The 18740-nt window shown below is 48.1% G+C and carries 20 protein-coding genes and 1 other RNA gene; 14 read left to right on the top strand and 7 right to left on the bottom strand.

From position 1 onward, the window contains the following. The first annotated feature begins 258 nt into the window (after positions 1-258). The 11 genes from B5F83_RS00265 (at position 259) to B5F83_RS00215 (ending at position 6908) form a co-directional block, all read left to right on the top strand. Positions 259-558 (top strand): hypothetical protein, encoded by a 300-nt coding sequence (locus B5F83_RS00265; RefSeq protein WP_239383781.1) that lies wholly within the window; start codon positions 259-261, stop codon positions 556-558. 1 nt (position 559) lies between these two features. Next, a complete protein-coding gene (locus tag B5F83_RS00260) occupies positions 560-1921 on the top strand; it encodes a hypothetical protein (RefSeq protein WP_087325120.1) in 1362 nt (453 codons plus the stop codon). 50 nt (positions 1922-1971) lie between these two features. Then, positions 1972-2232: a hypothetical protein gene (locus tag B5F83_RS00255; RefSeq protein ID WP_087325118.1), complete on the top strand. Its 261-nt coding sequence runs from the start codon at positions 1972-1974 to the stop codon at positions 2230-2232. A gap of 26 nt (positions 2233-2258) precedes the next feature. Then, positions 2259-3446: a reverse transcriptase/maturase family protein gene (locus B5F83_RS00250; RefSeq protein ID WP_087325116.1), complete on the top strand. Its 1188-nt coding sequence runs from the start codon at positions 2259-2261 to the stop codon at positions 3444-3446. Continuing rightward, positions 3409-3840: a hypothetical protein gene (locus B5F83_RS00245; RefSeq protein ID WP_087325114.1), complete on the top strand. Its 432-nt coding sequence runs from the start codon at positions 3409-3411 to the stop codon at positions 3838-3840. Before B5F83_RS00250 ends, B5F83_RS00245 begins: the two co-directional genes overlap by 38 nt. A gap of 1 nt (position 3841) precedes the next feature. Then, positions 3842-4228 (top strand): hypothetical protein, encoded by a 387-nt coding sequence (locus B5F83_RS00240; protein WP_021927120.1) that lies wholly within the window; start codon positions 3842-3844, stop codon positions 4226-4228. Next, the gene (locus B5F83_RS00235; RefSeq protein ID WP_021927119.1) at positions 4228-4737 is read left to right on the top strand and encodes a hypothetical protein; all 510 of its coding nucleotides are present in this window, start codon (positions 4228-4230) and stop codon (positions 4735-4737) included. The genes B5F83_RS00240 and B5F83_RS00235 overlap by 1 nt, the downstream gene beginning before the upstream one ends. Beyond that, entirely contained in the window at positions 4688-4984 is a 297-nt protein-coding gene (locus B5F83_RS10505; protein ID WP_021927118.1) for a hypothetical protein, read from the top strand. Before B5F83_RS00235 ends, B5F83_RS10505 begins: the two co-directional genes overlap by 50 nt. Further along, a complete protein-coding gene (locus B5F83_RS00225) occupies positions 4968-5564 on the top strand; it encodes an N-acetylmuramoyl-L-alanine amidase (RefSeq protein WP_087325110.1) in 597 nt (198 codons plus the stop codon). Before B5F83_RS10505 ends, B5F83_RS00225 begins: the two co-directional genes overlap by 17 nt. Then, complete coding sequence (locus tag B5F83_RS00220) at positions 5557-6192, top strand: DUF6549 family protein (protein WP_087207111.1); 636 nt, start codon at positions 5557-5559, stop codon at positions 6190-6192. The genes B5F83_RS00225 and B5F83_RS00220 overlap by 8 nt, the downstream gene beginning before the upstream one ends. A gap of 341 nt (positions 6193-6533) precedes the next feature. Then, positions 6534-6908, top strand: coding sequence for a RidA family protein (locus B5F83_RS00215; RefSeq protein WP_087275660.1), 375 nt, complete (start codon positions 6534-6536; stop codon positions 6906-6908). A gap of 70 nt (positions 6909-6978) precedes the next feature. Here B5F83_RS00215 and ssrA read toward each other — a convergent pair. Both ssrA and lnt read right to left on the bottom strand, forming a co-directional pair. Continuing rightward, positions 6979-7377, bottom strand: a transfer-messenger RNA (tmRNA) gene (gene ssrA / locus B5F83_RS00210). 137 nt (positions 7378-7514) lie between these two features. After that, on the bottom strand, positions 7515-9119 hold the full coding sequence (lnt, locus tag B5F83_RS00205) for an apolipoprotein N-acyltransferase (protein WP_087275657.1): 1605 nt from the start codon (positions 9117-9119) through the stop codon (positions 7515-7517). Between the two features lie 221 nt (positions 9120-9340). Here lnt and B5F83_RS00200 point away from each other — a divergent pair, with 221 nt between their 5' ends. After that, positions 9341-9973, top strand: a complete 633-nt coding sequence (locus B5F83_RS00200) for a LysE family transporter (RefSeq protein WP_087275654.1) — start codon at positions 9341-9343, stop codon at positions 9971-9973. Between the two features lie 150 nt (positions 9974-10123). On the opposite strand, the gene B5F83_RS00195 is transcribed toward B5F83_RS00200, so the two are convergent. Together B5F83_RS00195 and B5F83_RS00190 are read right to left on the bottom strand one after the other, a co-directional pair. Then, positions 10124-11689, bottom strand: coding sequence for an Rne/Rng family ribonuclease (locus B5F83_RS00195; RefSeq protein WP_087276196.1), 1566 nt, complete (start codon positions 11687-11689; stop codon positions 10124-10126). Positions 11690-11877: 188 nt separating this feature from the next. After that, positions 11878-12156, bottom strand: coding sequence for an HU family DNA-binding protein (locus B5F83_RS00190; RefSeq protein WP_087275651.1), 279 nt, complete (start codon positions 12154-12156; stop codon positions 11878-11880). Positions 12157-12336: 180 nt separating this feature from the next. Between B5F83_RS00190 and lon the strand changes: the two genes are divergently transcribed. Both lon and ung read left to right on the top strand, forming a co-directional pair. Then, positions 12337-14754 (top strand): endopeptidase La, encoded by a 2418-nt coding sequence (gene lon, locus B5F83_RS00185; protein ID WP_239383780.1) that lies wholly within the window; start codon positions 12337-12339, stop codon positions 14752-14754. Positions 14755-14765: 11 nt separating this feature from the next. Next, positions 14766-15434 (top strand): uracil-DNA glycosylase, encoded by a 669-nt coding sequence (ung, locus tag B5F83_RS00180; RefSeq protein ID WP_087275648.1) that lies wholly within the window; start codon positions 14766-14768, stop codon positions 15432-15434. Here the strand turns inward: ung and B5F83_RS00175 are convergent. Genes B5F83_RS00175 through B5F83_RS00165 form a run of 3 tightly spaced genes read right to left on the bottom strand, consistent with a single transcriptional unit; the run spans position 15415 to position 18733 of the window. After that, positions 15415-16908, bottom strand: a complete 1494-nt coding sequence (locus B5F83_RS00175; protein ID WP_087275645.1) for a redoxin domain-containing protein — start codon at positions 16906-16908, stop codon at positions 15415-15417. The two genes, ung and B5F83_RS00175, sit on opposite strands and share 20 nt — an antisense overlap. Continuing rightward, the gene (coaD, locus tag B5F83_RS00170) at positions 16905-17399 is read right to left on the bottom strand and encodes a pantetheine-phosphate adenylyltransferase (RefSeq protein ID WP_204207289.1); all 495 of its coding nucleotides are present in this window, start codon (positions 17397-17399) and stop codon (positions 16905-16907) included. The genes B5F83_RS00175 and coaD overlap by 4 nt, the downstream gene beginning before the upstream one ends. Before the next feature lie 29 nt (positions 17400-17428). Beyond that, entirely contained in the window at positions 17429-18733 is a 1305-nt protein-coding gene (locus tag B5F83_RS00165; protein WP_087275639.1) for an acetyl-CoA hydrolase/transferase C-terminal domain-containing protein, read from the bottom strand. Positions 18734-18740 lie beyond the last annotated feature (7 nt).

Genomic DNA, 18740 nt, shown 5'->3' with positions numbered 1-18740 from the left:
GCTGACGATTCTGTTTGTGGCAGGATTGGCGGCTGGTATGGAGTTTAAGGATCGTGCCTATGGTGGCAAATGGGACTGGCTGGATCTCATTGCCACGCTGTTAGGCGGATTGGTAGGTCAAATCTTGCAAGCCTTAGTAATCTATCTTATATGGAAAGGAGGTGTATAATGCGTTAGAGGCTTATTTTTTCGCTTATAAGTGTGTTTAACAAACACACAAATGATTATATTTGCAGTTAGAAATTAACTTGGTGAATTATGGATAATGATATGTACAGCCTTAGAGTGTTATCGAAAGGGGAAGTATCGGATCTTAGCAAAGGATTCAATCTGGGAGGAAAGCCGTTTTCCGTCTATGTGCGAAGCAAAAGCGCAACGGAAATTGTCAGTGATACGCTCCTGAATTGCAAGCTGATCTGTGACAACTCATTTGGCAACATTCCAGTACCAGTTGGCGACTGGACACCAGCGGCTATAGTGGCGATTGCTCCAAACGCTATAGACTTGCAGAAGTATGAGATTTATTGGGGCGCAGGTGAAATAATTAGAAAAAACTGACATGGGACTTTTGTTAGGTAGCGGAAATACAAAACCGCAATATCCGTATGATATGTGGTACGGAATACAGGGAGATTTTACAAGCCGGGATTACAAACTCACAAGGGTAGGTAATCTGGACTTGCACAAGACACTTCCAATACAAGCGAAGCTGAAAAGGTTTGTTGAAAACCCGGACGGCTCTGTGAAATACTACTTGCATCCGAATGACAGCCGGAAGAAAGATAGTGGTGCTGCCGCTATCATTGACAGTACGGACGGTAATGTGATGCTCGAAAAGCCGGAGTATTATTTCAGATTTGAGATAGAGGGTACAAAGTGGATTCGTGCATATTCTGAATATCCATTGCCGGGCTTTATCAAAATGGAGCGTAAAACGGTTTCTCCGTGGTTTGCCACTATCAAGATTGATACGAATGAAGCTGTTTCCGGCTGTTTCCTCACTTGGGATGGTGACAATATCGCCCGTGATACAAGCGGATTTGTGAAGCTAACTGCCAACGCTGCCAACTACAGGGGTGGTTCTGGTGCTGGCGATGCTGCCAAAGATGGTACATACAACTCGCAGCTTGGAATGGCTCGCACTTCCATTTCAAAGGCTACAGCCCGTGCCGCTTGCAAGAACGGTACTCATTTGGGCGTTTACCGTGTGTACAATGAAATTGCATGGTTGCAAAGACTGGAGTATGCTTCTTTGCATTGTCAGGATGCCTACAATGAAGCCTTAACATCGGAAGGTTATCATCAAGGCGGACTTAGCAACGGTACGGCTGTGAATGGTACAGAGTGGAACACGTGGGGAGGTTATAAGCCTTTTATTCCGTGCGGTGTTACTGCAACTCTTGGCAACAACACTGGCAGGGTCGCTTATGTGATCAAGGGATGGACTGGTGGCGACAAGATTGTACAGGTCACTTCTTACCGTGGATTGGAGTGCCCGTTTGAATACTTGTGGCATTTGGCAGATGATGTGCTTATCTGGCACAAATCGGATGTTTCCATTGCGTATGTATGTGAAGATCCTACTAAGTTCACTTCGCACTCTGATAGTGCCGCTACCGTTCCAGATGGATATGAGGCTATCACAGAGCTTCCACGCACGGATGGCTACATTCTTCAATTCGCACATTCAAGCAAAGGATATGCTTTCCCGGAAACAGTCGGTGGTGCTTCAAATGCCGGAGGCTGTGATTACTTCTACACTTGTGTAGATGATGCTAATTGGGCTTCTCCGGGCTGGTATGGTGCTCTGTTCGGTGGTATTGCGCATGCTGGGGCGGATGCGGGCTTCGGTTATCTGGATGCGAATAGTCGTTCCTCGGCCTCGGCTGCGCGCGTTGGTTTCCGCTTGTGCCGTTTTTGACGGACTGCAAAGCGGCGGTACACGGGGCTTTTTTGTGAACGTGAATTGACATGAAAATAGAAAGGTTGATGGTGATAGGTGGTGCTCTGTTCGGTGGTAATGCGAATAATGGGGCGAATGCGGGCTTCGGTTATCTGAATGCGAATAATCGTTCCTCGAACTCGAATGCGAACATTGGTTTCCGCTTTTACCGTGGTTTCAACTTTATAAGATATAACTGTGATCACCATGACCTTACCACACAGGGGCTATCGGCACTGCTGGTAGCTGGTAAAAAAGTACGAATTAAAACGGTGTTAGTAAGTAATTGAACGCTCCGATTTAGACCAACGGCACAATGGGCTTGATAAAAACTGAATACGGCTTATGCTATAGTAGCGATACGATGTTTAATGATTATCGTGATATGGAGGATTGCGGATATTATATTGGCGATACTGGAAAGCTATATGCTTCACAAAGTAAGAAGCTAAAGAATATCTATCACCTTATATACGAATCTGAAAACCTCGTTAGGGCGCAATATAATGCACAGAAAGGAAAGGGCGATCGTACAGAGATACGCAAATTCAATGACAACATTATAGAGCGTCTTACGCTCTTGTATGAGCAATTAAGGCACATGACATATAAGCCGGGCGAATACAAGACAAAGACTATATATGAGCCAAAAGAGAGGGTGATAATGATCGCTCCTTTCTTCCCGGACAGGATAGTCCACCATTGCGTTATCAATGTTCTTGGGCAACATTGGACGCACATATTCACATCAAATACCTATGCTTGCATTAAAGGCAGAGGGGTACATAAGTGCATGGAAGATCTTCACCGTGATATGATGATGGATAAGAAAGGCACTAAGTATTGCTTGAAGATAGATGTAAGAAAGTATTTCGACAATGTGGATCACGCATCAATGAAAAGAATAATCCGCTATACCATTGCGGATGATCAGATGCTTTGGCTGTTGGATAGCATTATAGATAGCAACGGTAAAACAATCGGTTTGCCAATAGGCAATTATACAAGTCAGTACCTTGCCAACCTATACCTCGCTTACTTCGATCACTGGGTGAAAGAGGATTTGGCAAAAATGGTTAAGGCAAAATATGGAGTGAAGATATACTATTACCGATATATGGATGATATAGTAGTTCTTTGCTCCAACAAGGAAGCACTGCATTTCATACTTGACATGATGGGGCTTTACTTGGCAACGGAACTGAAACTGGAGATAAAACCGAACTGGCAGATCTTCCCGGTCGATGATCGTTGTATTGACTATGTGGGTTTCAAACAGAATCACTACGGTATCTTGCTCCGAAAGGGCATACTTATGAGGTTCTATAAGAAACTTAACAAGGTGAAGAAGAGATACGAGATCAAAGACATTAACGATGTAAAACACCTCTTTCCGTCTGAATACGGCTGGGTAATCAGATGCTCGGAGGAACACAGTAAATTCATATTTAATAAATGTTTGAACAATGGAAACAACAACATTAGCTATCGGTTTGCTGGCTGACGAAAAGCCGGAAGTTATCTATGACCTGTACAACGGGCAAGGTACATTCCTGTATAACCATAATATCAAGGAAGTATCGGTAATCAAGGAACAAGAGGGTGGTATTACTATCACCACGGACGATGACGAAAATGCCACTGGAAAGATGTTCCAGTATGACAGCGTGAGGGTGGAATACCCCAAAACAGCGGATAACATTTTCAGCACTTTGCTCACTGCAAAATATCCGGCAAAGACGGAAAGCAAGCTGATAAATGAGTATCAATCCGCAGTGCTTGGTTTGCTTGATGAGGACTACAAGAAGCCTTATGAGGATTTCTTGAAAGATCGTCTGGCTATCCGTTCCATGATTGATGCCGATGCTGAAACATACGACATTCCAACCGACTTGTAATATGATTGAAGATTTTGAAGATGAGCTGGATTCCAACGCTGGAGATAGTGATCTGTTTGATTGCGAATACTCCAGCGTGGATGCCCTAATTAATGAAGTGATCGTATTCACTGGCGTAAAGTCTGATGTGCAGACAGAGAACGGAACGAGAACGCTTGTTGCTTTTGGTGAGGGTGCAGGAAGATCCGCATTTTTCACCGATAGCAAGAGGCTGAAAGATGTGGTTTGCAATCCAAACCGAACATTCCCATTCCGTGCTATCATTAAGGTAGTGCGCTTTGGGAATAACACTGGATTCAAGTTCTTTTCTCCGAAGTCAAAGATCACGCAAGAGGATAAGGATAACTTCGAGTATTACAAACGTAACAAGTATAGAAGAAAAAGGTAATGAATGACTGGAAAGAAATTTTACTTGCCTTTGCCTCCGTAGTAACAGCACTTGGCGGATTGGAGTTCTTAAAGTATCTCCTTAACAGGAAAAATATAAACCGTGTTACAGCGGCAGATGCTTTTAAGGCGGAATATAAGTCTATCATTGAGGATTACCATAGGGTAAGGAAAGAGGTAGATGATGCAAAAAGGGAAATTTCATCTCTGAACGAGAAAGTGGATGAGCTATACAGGCAAGTACGCTCACTTGAAAATGAGAGGCTGGATCTGATCAAGAGAAATGCGGAGTTGGAACTTGCGCTAAGAGAGGCACGACACAATGAATGTGTCAGACCTGATGATGAGTGCTTTAAGGGTAGGCTACCTAAAAGGACTTATTGCCGATTGAAAAAACTTGCCTCTGGAGATTATGATGCTTTCTATGAAGATGATGATATAACTGAAAACAAGAAGAGCAATGCAGAGAATAAGGATAGCGGAGTATCTAAAAAGTCTGATAAGGGCTAATACGCTTGATAGTAGCAAATCCTTTGCGCTTGTACTATCAATTCTGGTAGGTGCGTTTATCGGGCTGTGTGTCGGATTTTGCCTTATATGGGATGTATGCACCAACGGCTATCTGAAAACAGATCTTGATGCTCTTGGAGTATTCATGCTCTGTATCGGTGGTTTCATGGCTGGCGGTGGAATAAATAAAGCAATTAGTGAACGAAGCAAAAAAGGAAAGGAACAAAACAATGTTGGTACTGATTGATAACGGGCACGGTGAAAATACACCGGGCAAAAGATCTCCAAAATGGGCTGATGGCTCACAGTTGTTTGAATGGCAGTATGCCAGAGAAGTAGCAAACGCTGTATATAACCAGCTTATCGCAAAAGGTGTGGATTGCGAGTTACTGGTTAAGGAAAGTGTAGATGTACCGCTGGCAGAGAGAGCCAGAAGAGCCAATGAAGCGGCTGCAAAACATGGTAAGAGCAAGACTATCCTTGTATCTATCCATGTAAACGCTTCCAATGGAAAGGGTACAGGCTGGGAGATACACACCTATCCCGGAAAAACAAAAGCCGATAATCTTGCGCAGATCTTCTGGGACACCGCAAAAGAAATGTTCGGTAATGACTGGAAGATCCGTGGTGACTGGAGCGATGGGGACGGTGATTGGGAAAGCAATTTCTACATTCTCCGAAAAACCACTTGCCCGGCTGTACTTACAGAGAACTTCTTCATGGATAACGAAAGGGATTGCAAGTTTCTTCTTTCCCCGGAGGGCAAGGCGGCTGTTGTGAAACTTCATGTGGATTCAATAACCAAATACATTGAGAAGTATGCGTAAGTATGTAATCATAGCGTTTGCCGTTCTTTTGGCGGCAATCGCTTTCCTATCACACCGTGTCCGATCGCTCCAAACGGAGCGTGACAGACTACAGAACAACCAGACAGCACTGCTGGAGGATGTAGCCTACTACAAGACAGAATCCGGCAAGTATGCCGCATCCGTTCAATCATTGGAGTTGTCTAAGTCGGAGCTACAGAAACATTGCGATGAGCTTGTTAAGACGGTTGAGGATCTCAATGTGAAGATAAAGCGCATCCAGTCTGTTTCAACGACTGCAACGAAAACGGAAGTGCCGATAAAGACGGAAGTACGGGATAGCATAGTTTACCGTGTGCCGGATAGTTTGAAGTTGCTTCCAGTTCGCCCTACCTTGATAGACACATTGAAAAGGATCACATTCAAAGATCCGTGGGTTGAGCTTGACGGTACTATTGACAAAGGTATGTTTACTGGCAGGATTCAAACAGTAGATACGCTCATTCAGGTAGTACATAGAGTGCCGCATCAATGGTGGTTCTTCAAATGGGGGACAAAAGCCATAAGGCAGGAGATAAGAAGCTCCAGCCCGTACACCAAGATAGTTTACTCTGAATACATAGAGTTGAAACGAAAGAAGAAGAAATAATTTGTGGAACATAAGAACTTTTTGAGCCGTGCCAACTGTGAAGTCCTCACGGCTTGTTTATTTGGAATGGAATGCCTATCTTTGCACCATCCGATCCGAAATCGGTGTTGCATTAGAAATCCTCTGCCGCTTTCGGGTGACAGGGGATTTTCCATAGAAATTGCAGAAGTTCTACAATAGTTCTACAGAAAATCAAAAAAGCCTTGCAAGTGGTTGATTTACAAGAATAGGACATAAGTTTCCTAAACTTTAGATAGCAGTTCGATTCTGCTCGGGGCTACAAATGATGAAAGCGGTTCTTTGACAGGGCCGCTTGAATTTTATAAACAAAATCTTGTACAATGAAAAAAGTCATTTCTTCACCTAAGGCCCCGGCTGCCGTGGGCCCTTATTCACAGGCAATAGAGATTAACGGGATGCTGTTCGTTTCCGGCCAGCTTCCTACGAATCCTGCTACCGGGAAAGCCCCTGAAACCATCGAAGAGCAGACGAGGCAGTCCCTCGCCAATGCTGCGGCCATACTCGAAGAGGCCGGCTACAGTTTTGCCGATGTGGTAAAGACAACGGTCCTTCTGACGGATATCAAGGATTTTGCCGCCATGAATGCGGTATATGCGGAGCATTTTTCCGGAGCCTATCCTGCAAGAGTCTGCTATCAGGTAGCGGCCCTGCCTATGGGAGCGAAGGTCGAAATCGACATGATTGCCGGCAAATAGGCGGTACAGGCAAGCAGGTTTACATTTACATTCTGACGGCCGGTAGGCAAATGCCCGCCGGCCGTTCTTGCTGTGGAGATGGGCGGACTCGAACCGCCGTCCAAACACCGCACCCAAAGGCTTTCTACACGCTTATTCCTTCTTTGGTTGTCGGGCCCGGCCTGCCGGAGGACAGGCGAACCGGACCTTATCCTTTAGGACTTGAGGGATTTTAAAGGAGTCCGTCCCCGCATCCGGTTTGGATGATACCCCGTATTCCTGGCATAACCGGCTAAAAGCCAGGAGGGATACTCGTCATCACGGACCTGGTCCGGATGATTAAGGAGTCTGCCTTAGGCCAAGACTACGCAGCGAGTGCATAAGAGTTGTTGCCAACTATAGTTTTGAAGATTGAGATTTGCCGGCAAACCTTCAACGCCGGACGTGCTTACCTTCCGATGTCAGATGCTGTCAAAACCAAAACATCCCCGATAAGACTGCAAAATTAGTAATTTTTTGAACAGCCCTGGAAAAATCCGTTCTGATTTTCAATAAATTTTCCTTTGTCAGCGGTCATGCCTTTGACTCACAGGCAGTTTCCCGGCCTCTCCCGGCTTTTGGGGCCCGTCACATTATCCCTCTGACAATCCCCAGCAGGAGCAGCAGGCAGAACACGAAGGTGGCGACCCTGCCCGTAATGTCTCCGTAGGCCACGAAGAACGTGATTTCGTCGTTGAGGTTTACGGTCCCTTTCAGGGCTTCCTCTTTCCACCAGTGGCTTTCCATTACCGGGATTCCTCTTTGGTCTATCAGTGCCGATATTCCCGTATTCGCGCTGCGGACGATGCTACGCCGTGTTTCGATGGCGCGCAGCGAGGCATAACTCAGGTGCTGCCTGTATCCAGGAGTGTCTCCCCACCAGGCATCGTTTGTGATTATCGTCATCAGTTCAGCTCCATCGAGGACGTAATTCCGGTAGAAATCTCCGTACACCGATTCGTAGCATACCGCACAGCCTATCCCCGGTCTTTCCGGGCGGCAGCGAAGGGCTTCGGCGTGTTCCTGTCCGACACAACGGCCCATGACACCTCCCAGTTTTTCATCGAGCGGGTCGAATATCCTGGGGTAAGGCATGTATTCCACTCCCGGGACGAGTTTTATTTTATGGTAGATGCCGTATTCCCCGAGCCGGTTCACAATCAGTGCGGAGTTGTGGGACTCGTACCATCCTTTCCCGTAAGGCCTTGCCCAGTACGACGGCCTTTCACCATCGTAGACGGTATATGTCGATGCGCCGAAAATCATGTCGCACTGAGGATATTTTTCGAGATATCCGATGAAGCTGCGCATGGTCGGGCTTTGAAGAGGGGCATTTGTGTATATGTCCGGCGTAAATGTTTCAGGGGCGACAAGGAGGGTGACGGTGCTGTCCATCACAGTGTCTGCGAGCCTTAGGAGTTTTTCCGTCTGTTCCTTTTGTGTCATCCCCCCGAATTTGTCATAAGGGTCGATATTCGGCTGTAGGGCCACTACGGTGACTGGGGCGTGCCTTTCCTCATAAGTGCGGAACATTATGTGAGATATGACAAAAGGCGCGGCCAGCAGTACGGTGTAGCCTCCGAATGCCGCAATCTTCGCCTTGATGTTCCAGAGGGCTGTTTTCCCTTCCGAGAGCGATACCATAAGCGAAAACAGGAAAATATTCATTGTCCATATCCACAGGCTGCCTCCGAGCGTTCCGGTATATTCATACCACTGTATGCTCTTTACCGAGCGGGCGAATGAGTTTCCCAGGACAAGCCATGGCCAGGATATCTCGGCATCGAAATAAAAATGTTCCCAGGCTATCCATGCGGCGGCGAGAAAAATATACGGCAGGAGGCCGGAAGTTTTTTTCTTTATCCACCGGAAAAGAGCGAAAATCACCGTCATCTGGAAGGCGTTTCCGATAATGGCGAAAATACCTCCGCCTACGGTTGCGTTGCATACCCAGAACGTCGTGAAGGCGTTCCACAGGATGAAAGCCGCCGAATAATATATCCATATCCTTTTCGTTCCGGAAAGGGTGGCTATCCTTTCCATGCACAGAAGCGGAACGAATGCGAACAACGAAACAAAGCCGCACCGCGGAACGAGAAACGGGACGGAAGCCATGACGGCAAATAATACCGTAAGCAGCCACAGCAGTTTTCCCTTGCCGGTCTTGACCGATTTTAATGTCTTGCTTTTCATATAATATGATTATCCTGCAAATATAGCATATCTTTTCCTATAAATCAGTTTGCACTTGCCCGTTGACTCTGCCCCATAGCAATTTGAATAAATTCATTTGCTCTGCCGAGGCGTATATTTGCCGCTATCGCGCCAGAAATACTGTTGCGCCTCGGCAATTGCAAACAAGTTTGCATTGCTCTCGGCTTCTGCGTATATTTGTAGACTTTTTGGCTGAAAATATGCTGTTGAACATTATCAAGGCGTTTTGCGTGGGACTCTGTGCTTCCATTCCATTGGGACCGATAGCCATAATGGTCGTGCAGAAATCCCTGAGCAAGGGGGTCAAGTCCGGTTTCATGACCGGTTTGGGAGCATCTACCGCGGACACAGTCTTTGCCGTGGTGGCTTTGTTCTTCCTTGCCATAGCGCAAAATCTTATGGAAAAATACTCGGCGGAGATATTGATTGGCGGTGGTGTGGTAATAGCGGTCATAGGTGTCCTGCTTGCCGTATCGAATCCTTTCAGGAAAGCGGACCAGATAGACAAGGTGGACAAGGTGTCGTCCAAAGACTATTTTCAGGGCCTGCTGATGGCTTTGTCCAATCCCGGGGCGATATTGATTATTTTCGGTCTCTTCGCTTCTTTCGGCCTCGATTTGTCGGGTTACGGGCTGACCGAGACAGTCATAGTGATTTTTTCCCTTAGCCTCGGAGGCATATTGTACTGGTTTGGCGTGAGTTATTCCCTGAGCCTTTTCCGGAAGCGCTTCAAGATGAGCACCCTTTTGCTTATAAACAGGATTGCTGGATTCGCGATAGCCGGCATCGGGGTCTGCCTTTTCGGATACGGCCTTTACGAGTTGCTGTTCTGACGAGTTGCTGTTCTGAGCCGTTTTCTTTGCTCTTTTTCGTAGTCGCTGCAATCGTGTTCTTCTTCGCTGCAATCGTATTCTCTTTTTTTTCCCCCCCCCCTCCCCCAAAAAAAACGGCCGGGAAATCGCTCCCGGCCGTCCTTTAAACTGTCATTCTAATTTTTCTCCTTTGGCATCGAACCATTCCGCCTGGGTTATGAAAAACGTCGAAACGGGTACGATTGTAAGGTCGCATTTGTATTTTCTCATCCATTTGCGCCTGATATTGAAAAGCCCCTTTGTCAGATAGGCCTCGAATATCGGATTGACCTTCAAGGTGAGTTTTCTTATGTTTTTCTCCTGGACGTAGTAGGCGAGCTGTCTTTCAATAGTCTCATCAAGCACTATGGTAGATGAGATTTTTCCTGTTCCCTTGCATGCCGGGCACTGCTCGAGCGTGTTTATCTCGATGGCCGGCCTGACACGTTGCCGGGTAATCTGCATCAATCCGAACTTTGTCAGCGGCAGCACATTGTGTTTGGCCCTGTCCTTTGACAGCAAATCGACCATGTGCTTGTAAAGGAGGTTCTTGTGTTCATTGTTGTCCATGTCGATGAAATCGACGATGACTATGCCTCCCATGTCCCGCAAACGCAGTTGGCGGGCTATTTCGTCAGCCGCGAATGTGTTGACATCAAATGCGTTCTGTTCCTGTTGCTTGTTTTTGGAACGTGTCCCGCTGTTCACGTCGATTACGTGCATGGCTTCCGTGTGTTCTATCACGAGATATGCGCCCTGTCGTATCGGGACGACTTTCCCGAACGAACTTTTAATCTGGCGGGTGATGTCAAAATGGTCAAAGATCGGTTGCGTTCCTCTGTACAGCCTTACTATTTTTTCCTTTTCAGGGGCAATAGTGGAAATGTACGAACGTATTTCATTGTAGACTTCCTCGTCGTTCACGTCTACGCTGGAGAATGTGTCATTCAGAAGATCCCTCAGTATCGTGGTGGTCTTGCTGTACTCCGTCATGAGCAGTTGGATGCTCTTTGATTTTGCTATGTTGGGCCAGCAGTCTTCCCATTTCCTGATGAGCGAGGCCAGCTCGTTGTCGAGTACGGCCGCATTCTTGCCTTCTGCCGCCGTGCGGATGATAACACCGTATTTTTTCGGCAGTATGCTCTTCATCAGGTTTTCAAGCCTGCGCTTTTCCTCGTGCGAGGCTATCTTCTGCGATACGCTTACCTTGTCGGCAAATGGAAGCAGCACCAGATTGCGTCCCGCTATCGAAATTTCGGCCGTCAGCCTCGAACCTTTCGTGGAAATGGGTTCCTTGACTATCTGGACCGGAATCATCTGCCCTTGGGTCAATACATTTTCAATCTTACCGTTCTTTTCCAACGGTTCCTTGATGTTCATGCTGGAGAAAAGCTGTTTGGCATCGCTGTTGGGATTCAATCCCTTTACGAATCTGTCAAATGCGCGGAAGTTGAGCCCGAGATCAAGATAGTGTATGAAAGCCTCTTTTTCGTCGCCTATGTCCACGAATGCGGCGTTGAGGGCCGGCAGCAGTTTCTTTACCCTACCGAGGTAAACGTCTCCAACTGCGTATCTTCGTCCGTCATGGCTTTCTTTGTTCAGTTCTACCAACCTGTGGTTTTCCAATAGAGCAATCGTGACCTCGTTTTGGTCTACGTCTATGACCAAATCCTTTTCGCTTGCTTTTTCTTTCTCCATTACTTTTTTAATCAAGAGAGGGTGCCTCTTTCCGACACCCTCCTGATACATTGTTAATCTGACATCAGAAGATTATTTTCTCTTCTTATGGCGGTTCTTGCGCAAACGTTTTTTACGTTTGTGCGTAGCCATTTTATGTCTTTTTCTTTTTTTACCGCTTGGCATACTAAAAAATGTTATAAGATATGTTATTTGTTTTTGATCATTTCAACGAAAGTCTTCGATGGTTTGAATGCCGGGATGTTGTGTTCCGGAATAACCATTGTAGTTTCCTTGAGGATGTTCCTTGCCGTCTTTTTTGCCCTGTGTTTGATGATGAAGCTGCCGAATCCGCGAAGATAAACCGGTTTTTCCTTTGCAAGAGAGTCTTTTACGTTTTCCATGAAAGATTGAACCACGGCGTTCACGGTTGCTTTCTCGACACCTGTTGCCTTAGCAACTTTTGATACGATTTCTGCTTTAGTCATAATTATATCCTTTTATATTAATCCGATTAGGACTGCAAAAGTAGACTTTATTTTTGAAACTGCAAAACAAATTTTCCAAATATACTTAAAATCAGTGCCATTATATTTTTGGCACAACACTTGACAAATCATTATCCGCTAAAAATTTTTGAATGTAACTGACAAATTGGCATAATATATATGAAAATTCTAAAAGATATGTTTGGCCCGGCGAGGGCGGAAGTGAGTATAATCCCTGTGATGCAGGGAGATATGGTGACAATGCTCGGCGATTCGGAACTTCCCGACGCTTTGCCGATACTTGCCCTGAGGAATACCGTGCTCTTTCCGGGGACGGTCATCCCGGTCACGGTAGGCAGGGAAAAATCCATGAAGCTGATAAAGGAGGCGGAGAAGGACGGAAAACTCATAGGTACCGTTCCCCAGAAGGATGCGTTCATAGAGGACCCGGTAAAGGAGGACCTTTATGAATACGGTACGGTGGCCAAGATAGTGAAGACCATAGAGATGCCGGACGGCTCCATTACGGCCATCCTGCAAGGCTACAACCGTTTCAGGGTCGAGGCCATAGTCGAGTACGCCCCTTATCTGCTCGGCAGGGTGCAATACCTGAAGGAGATTCCGGCCGACAAGTCCGATCCGGACATAAAGGCTATTTCGGACAATATAAAGGATGTGGCGGCGAAGATTCTGAAAATGTCAGTCAATCTTCCGAAAGAAGCCATCATGGCGATAAGCGGCATAGACAATTTCGAGTTCCTCATCAATTTTGTCTCGGCGACAATCGATGTAGAAGAATATGCGGACAAGTTGCAGCTGCTCTCTCTCGGGGATTTGAAGGCAAGGTCGCTGAAACTGCTCGAACTTTTGAACAAGCAGCTCGAACTCCTTAAAATAAAGGAGGACATCAACCAGAAGGTAAAATCCGAAATCGACCAGCAGCAGAGGGAGTATTACCTTAATAACCAGTTGCGTACCATACAGGAGGAGCTCGGTATGGACGAGGCCGAGGAATTCCGCAGCCTCCGCCAGCGCGCTTCGAAGAAGAACTGGAGCAAGGAGACTGCCGATATTTTCGAAAAGGAAATGCAGAAGCTCGAACGTTCCAACCCGAATTCTCCGGATTACAACATCCAGCTGAATTATCTTACGTTCATGCTCGACCTTCCGTGGAACGATGTCACGAAGGACAATCTCGACATAAAGCATGCACAGAAAGTCCTTGACAAGGACCATTACGGGCTGGAGCAGGTAAAGGACAGGATAGTCGAATACCTTGCCGTGATGAAGCTGAGACAGGACATGAAGTCTCCGATACTCTGCCTTTACGGCCCTCCGGGAGTCGGAAAGACCTCGCTCGGCAAGTCAGTGGCACGTGCCCTCGGCAGAAAGTATGTCAGGATTTCCCTCGGAGGCCTTCATGACGAGGCCGAAATCCGCGGACACAGGAAGACATACATAGGAGCCCTTCCGGGACGTATTATCAACGGAATTGCGCGTTGCGGGAGTTCCAATCCGGTAATGGTGCTCGACGAGGTGGACAAGATAAGCTCGGACTTCAAGGGCGACCCGTCTTCCGCATTGCTGGAAGTGCTCGACCCTGAGCAGAATACGACTTTCCATGACAATTATCTCGATGTGGACTACGACTTGTCGAAAGTACTTTTCATAACTACGGCGAATACGATTTCCACCATACATCCGGCCTTGAGGGACAGGATGGAGATGATAAATGTGTCGGGCTACCTTGCGGAAGAGAAGATAGCCATAGCCACCGGCTACCTGATTCCGAAAGAGCTGAAGGCCCACGGGCTCACCTCCAAGGACCTGAAGATTTCGAAAGGTGCCCTTGTTTCAATTATCAACGATTATACAAGGGAGTCGGGGGTTCGTAATCTTGAAAAACAGATAGCGAAAATAGCCCGTGTGACCGCAAAGAAAATCGCTTTGGGGCAGGAGAGGCCGGCGAGGATAGAGAAGTCGCACCTGAAAGAATATCTCGGGCTTCCGGTCGCTTTCCACGACAAGCAGGAAGGCAATGAGGCTCCGGGAGTCGTGACAGGGCTTGCCTGGACCGAGGTAGGCGGGGAGATACTTTTCGTCGAGTGCTCGGTAAGCGAAGCCACCGGCGGGGCGCACGGAGTGCTTTCCATGACAGGTAACCTCGGCGATGTGATGAAGGAGTCCGCCACCATAGCCTACCAGTATGTGAAGGCACATCCGCAGCTTGCCAGGATGACCGCCGAAGAATTTGCCAAGAAGGATATCCATATACATGTACCGGAAGGGGCCACTCCGAAGGACGGGCCTTCCGCCGGAATAACCATGGTGAGCGCGATGGTGTCCGCGCTGAGAGGCGAGAAGGTAAGAAGCCATATCGCAATGACCGGCGAAATGACCCTCAGGGGCAGGGTTCTTCCTGTCGGCGGCATAAAGGAAAAGATTCTTGCCGCGAAAAGGGCAGGGGTGGATACCATAGTCCTTTCCAAGGAAAACCGTCGTGACATAGAAGATATAAAATCCATATATACCGACGGGCTTTCGTTCGTCTATGTTGACAAAATAGACGATGTAATAAAGTATATATTTGAAAATTGATTCCCCGCGAGATGAATGTCAGGATAGAACCGAGTTGGGGCGAGGCCCTGAAGGATGAGTTCGAAAAACCGTATTTTCGGGAGCTTGCCTCTTTCCTCCATGCCGAAAAACAGAAGGGCGTTGTCATTTATCCCAAAGGCGGGGACATATTCAATGCCTTCAAATACACTCCGGTGGACTCTGTAAAGGTCGTGATTATAGGCCAGGACCCTTATCACGGGGCGGGCCAGGCCCACGGCCTTTCCTTTTCCGTGCCGGACGGAGTGACTCCGCCTCCAAGCCTGAAAAACATTTTCAAGGAAATCGAGACGGATCTCGGAGTGAAAATGAGCGGAAAGGGGAATCTGGAAAAATGGTGCCGTCAGGGCGTGCTGCTTCTGAACGCTTCGCTTACGGTCAGGGCTGGCCAGCCTTCGTCGCACAGCCATATCGGATGGGAGTATTTTACCGATGCAGTGATAAAATACCTTTCCGACAATAAGGAAGGCATAGTTTTCCTTTTGTGGGGAAGTTATGCACGCGGGAAAAAGGCTCTGATAGATACGTCGCGGCATCATGTCCTCGAAGCCGCCCATCCTTCGCCTTTGGCGAGAGGCGCCTTTTTCGGCTGCCGTCATTTTTCAAAGACAAACGGGATACTCCTGTCGGAGGGCAAGGAACCTATAGACTGGGTTCTCTGAGTATCTGCCCGAGCAGGTTTTCGAGGTCTTCCGTGTCCAGGTATTTGGCATACAGTGTCTTGTCTTCGCCGAGCAGATATATCGCGGGTAGCAGCGACAGGTCATAGTATTCCAGCATGAACTGTTCCACATCGTATTTGTCGCAATCGATGTAGACGAATCTCACCCTGCCCCCGTATTCCTTTTCGAGTCTTCTGGCAACCGGCATCTCTTCCTCGCACCTTCGGCAGCTTTCGGAGTATGCGTATATCACTGTCAGAGGGGAATCGATACTGTAGAGTGTCCCTTTCATGTCCGGGAGCGGTATGTCGGGGACGATTTCCCCGAGAGGGGTCATCTCATAGAGCCGTGTGAATACTTTCGCATCGTTTATCGTCGAGGAGTTCCACTGGCCCGTTCCGGACAGAATCTCTTCATTTGCAAGGTAGGCCGCACCGCATTTGTAGGGGTATGTGTCCCTGTATCTCAAATCATAGTAGAGGGCTTCGAGAAAAGCCGTTCTTTCCATGCCGGATGCGTCCCCGAGCTGTTCCCGGAACGTGTCCACAAGGGCCATTACATTCTTGCAGTCCTTCTTTCCGTATGTCCCCAAGGCCACATCCACGAGGAGCCTCATTTCGCCGGGGGTTATTTGCGGAGGGGATGTTATCCTTGATATCAGCGTTTTAAGGGCCTCCGTATCGAGGTTCCTGCCAAGAATTGTCCCGTCTTTCCCGATAAGGAACATCTTTGGTGTGGACAGAACCCCGTAAAGCCGGGGAAAATCGCTCGAGTACCCGGGATCCCATACGTTTGTCACTTCAAGCGAGTCGGTGCTTTCCGGCAGATATTCGGAAATGTACGATTCCCATGCCAGCTCGTCCTGTCCGGTATAAACTGCAATCAGCCTTGCCCTTACACCTCCCAACATTCCGTTTTCGGCTTCCGATTTCATGTGGAAGCTCTCCATCAGGCATATGGGGCATCCAGTGTCATAAAAATAGAGGATGGACAGCGTCCCCTTGCAGTCTTCCGGAATGAGGACCGTGCCGTTGCCGGCGGTCGTGAATGCGGCCTGCGGCGCTTTCATGCCGATCAGGGAATTCCTGTTGAATGCGGCGAAAAGTTCAGCTCCGGCAAGTTCCGTGTCTGAGCGCATTTTTATTTCCCCAGTGGAAAATCTTGTGTCCGTCAGATATATGGCCATTGCTTCCGCACCCATCACCGGGGACGACTTGAAGTGGTCGTAAATCTTCAGGGCGACATGCCTTGCGGTCGCGGTATCCCCTTCGCACTCGTCTATGATGAAATCGATGTTCTCTTTCTGTATTTCCGGCGGTTCGCCGTCAAGCGCGGCAAGGTAGAGATTTAGCGTGCTGTCTATTTTACCGAAAGCGGCGGAATCCTGCGCCAGGGCTTCCTTTCCGGAAAAAAGTATTCCGGCAACCGTGGCGAGGCATCCAGCCGCTTTCAATAAATGGCCGCAGAGTTTCATTTTCTGTTTTCAGGAAGGATTACGCCTTTCGGCATAAAGTCCCCCAGGTTTCCTCCGTATTTGATGAGGTCCCTTACGGCCGTGGAAGATATGTGCGAATATTTTTGCGACGAGGCAATGAATATCGTGTCTATCTTGCTGTTCAGATGCTTGTTGGCATCCGCGATGGAGCGTTCGTACTCGAAATCGATGGTTGAACGTATCCCCCTGATGATATGGTAGATACCAGTCTTTTCACACAGCGTGGCCGTGAGGGAGTCGTATGTCAATATCTCGTACCGCTCTTCGGGTATTCCTGCCGAATCCATCGCCTGCCTTATGAGGTCTTTCCTTTGCTCGCAGTTGTAATGTCCTCTTTTTTCGCTGTTTATGCCTATGGCAATGACAATTTTGTCGAAAAAGCCGAGGCTTCTTTCAACGATTTCGAGATGCCCTGCTGTGAAAGGGTCGAAAGACCCCGGGAAAATGGCTGTACGACAGGCTGTGTTCATATCCATTTTATTGTATTGGATGGCAACGCTTATCCTACGAAATGGTAGTGCGGTCCGAATCTTTCGAATGCGGCCCTGTCGAGTTCTTCCTGGACTGACGGATCGGCAATCGAAATAATCAGTTTCGCGCGTTCCTGGAGCGATTTTCCGTAAAGGTCGACGGCTCCGTTTTCGGTAACCAGCCAGTGGATATGGTTTCTCGTAGTGACTACACCCGCTCCTGTAGTGAGCACAGGGGCTATTTTCGATATTCCCTTATTGGTGATGGACGGCATCGCTATTATTGCCTTTCCGCCTTCTGACAGCGATGCTCCGTATGTGAAGTCTATCTGTCCGCCTACGCCGCTGTAGAATTTCGTGCCGAGGGAGTCGGCGCATACCTGCCCGGTAATGTCTATCTGGAGGGCGGAGTTGATGGCTGTCACCTTAGGGTTTCTTGCAATGGTGTACGGGTCGTTGGTGTAGCCGACATCCATCATAGCTACCATAGGGTTGTCGTCAATGAAGTCGTAGCATTCCTGGCTGCCCATCAGGAAGGTGGATACCATCTTGCCTTTGTCTATCTTCTTGTTGGCCCCGTTTATGACACCTTTTTCTACCAATGGAAGCACTCCGTCGGCGAACATTTCGGTGTGGATTCCGAGGTTCTTGTGGTTCCCGAGCTGTGCGAGCACCGCATTCGGTATGGCTCCGATTCCCATCTGGAGGGTAGCCCCGTCTTCGATGAGGTTGGCGCAATGCATTCCGATTTTCTTCTCGATTTCGTTAGGCTCGCTGAAATGGGCCGGCTGCAACGGGTCGTGCCCTTCTACGAAAATGTCTATCATCGAAAGCGGGATGATGGCATCGCCCCATGCGCGCGGTACGTGCGGGTTCACGACGGCTATTACGGTACGTGCGCACTCGATTGCCGCAAGGGTGGCGTCCACGGAGGTTCCGAGGGAAACGTAGCCGTGTTTGTCAGGCTCCGATACCTGTATCATGGCCACATCGATAGGAAGTGCCCCGCTGCGGTACAGCTTCTGGGTCTCGCTGAGGAATACCGGAATATAGTCGGCGTAACCTGCCTGTACGCTTTTCCTTACGTTCCCGCCTACGAAAAAGGCCTGGTGGAAGAAAGTGCCTTCGTATTTTCCTTCGGTGTAAGGGGCCGGGCCTTCGGTGTGCAGGTGGTGGATGAACACATGTTTCAATTCACCGGCATCGCCTCTGCGGCAAAGGGCGTCAATCAGGATTCCCGGGGCGCTGGCCACGGAAGAAAGATGGATATGGTCGCCGGATTTCACAACCTTTACGGCCTCGTCGGCGCTTACATACTTGATGTTGAAATTCATTGCTTTT

It is taken from the genome of Muribaculum sp. An289 (genome assembly GCF_002159555.1).
In the GTDB taxonomy this organism is placed as follows: Bacteria; Bacteroidota; Bacteroidia; order Bacteroidales; family UBA932; genus Merdivivens; species Merdivivens faecigallinarum.
This window is presented reverse-complemented; position numbering and strand designations above follow the sequence as displayed.

What these genes read in the sequence shown, in the direction of transcription:
- B5F83_RS00190 (WP_087275651.1), bottom strand. Translation starts at nt 12,156, where the DNA reads ATGACTAAAGCAGAAATCGTATCAAAAGTTGCTAAGGCAACAGGTGTC.
- B5F83_RS00235 (WP_021927119.1), top strand. Translation starts at nt 4,228, where the DNA reads ATGAATGACTGGAAAGAAATTTTACTTGCCTTTGCCTCCGTAGTAACA.
- B5F83_RS00215 (WP_087275660.1), top strand. Translation starts at nt 6,534, where the DNA reads ATGAAAAAAGTCATTTCTTCACCTAAGGCCCCGGCTGCCGTGGGCCCT.
- lon (WP_239383780.1), top strand. Translation starts at nt 12,337, where the DNA reads ATGAAAATTCTAAAAGATATGTTTGGCCCGGCGAGGGCGGAAGTGAGT.
- B5F83_RS00195 (WP_087276196.1), bottom strand. Translation starts at nt 11,689, where the DNA reads ATGGAGAAAGAAAAAGCAAGCGAAAAGGATTTGGTCATAGACGTAGAC.
- B5F83_RS10505 (WP_021927118.1), top strand. Translation starts at nt 4,688, where the DNA reads ATGCAGAGAATAAGGATAGCGGAGTATCTAAAAAGTCTGATAAGGGCT.
- B5F83_RS00240 (WP_021927120.1), top strand. Translation starts at nt 3,842, where the DNA reads ATGATTGAAGATTTTGAAGATGAGCTGGATTCCAACGCTGGAGATAGT.
- B5F83_RS00255 (WP_087325118.1), top strand. Translation starts at nt 1,972, where the DNA reads ATGAAAATAGAAAGGTTGATGGTGATAGGTGGTGCTCTGTTCGGTGGT.
- coaD (WP_204207289.1), bottom strand. Translation starts at nt 17,399, where the DNA reads ATGAACACAGCCTGTCGTACAGCCATTTTCCCGGGGTCTTTCGACCCT.
- B5F83_RS00200 (WP_087275654.1), top strand. Translation starts at nt 9,341, where the DNA reads ATGCTGTTGAACATTATCAAGGCGTTTTGCGTGGGACTCTGTGCTTCC.
- lnt (WP_087275657.1), bottom strand. Translation starts at nt 9,119, where the DNA reads ATGAAAAGCAAGACATTAAAATCGGTCAAGACCGGCAAGGGAAAACTG.
- B5F83_RS00165 (WP_087275639.1), bottom strand. Translation starts at nt 18,733, where the DNA reads ATGAATTTCAACATCAAGTATGTAAGCGCCGACGAGGCCGTAAAGGTT.
- B5F83_RS00250 (WP_087325116.1), top strand. Translation starts at nt 2,259, where the DNA reads ATGGGCTTGATAAAAACTGAATACGGCTTATGCTATAGTAGCGATACG.
- B5F83_RS00175 (WP_087275645.1), bottom strand. Translation starts at nt 16,908, where the DNA reads ATGAAACTCTGCGGCCATTTATTGAAAGCGGCTGGATGCCTCGCCACG.
- B5F83_RS00260 (WP_087325120.1), top strand. Translation starts at nt 560, where the DNA reads ATGGGACTTTTGTTAGGTAGCGGAAATACAAAACCGCAATATCCGTAT.
- B5F83_RS00225 (WP_087325110.1), top strand. Translation starts at nt 4,968, where the DNA reads ATGTTGGTACTGATTGATAACGGGCACGGTGAAAATACACCGGGCAAA.
- B5F83_RS00220 (WP_087207111.1), top strand. Translation starts at nt 5,557, where the DNA reads ATGCGTAAGTATGTAATCATAGCGTTTGCCGTTCTTTTGGCGGCAATC.
- B5F83_RS00245 (WP_087325114.1), top strand. Translation starts at nt 3,409, where the DNA reads ATGGAAACAACAACATTAGCTATCGGTTTGCTGGCTGACGAAAAGCCG.
- B5F83_RS00265 (WP_239383781.1), top strand. Translation starts at nt 259, where the DNA reads ATGGATAATGATATGTACAGCCTTAGAGTGTTATCGAAAGGGGAAGTA.
- ung (WP_087275648.1), top strand. Translation starts at nt 14,766, where the DNA reads ATGAATGTCAGGATAGAACCGAGTTGGGGCGAGGCCCTGAAGGATGAG.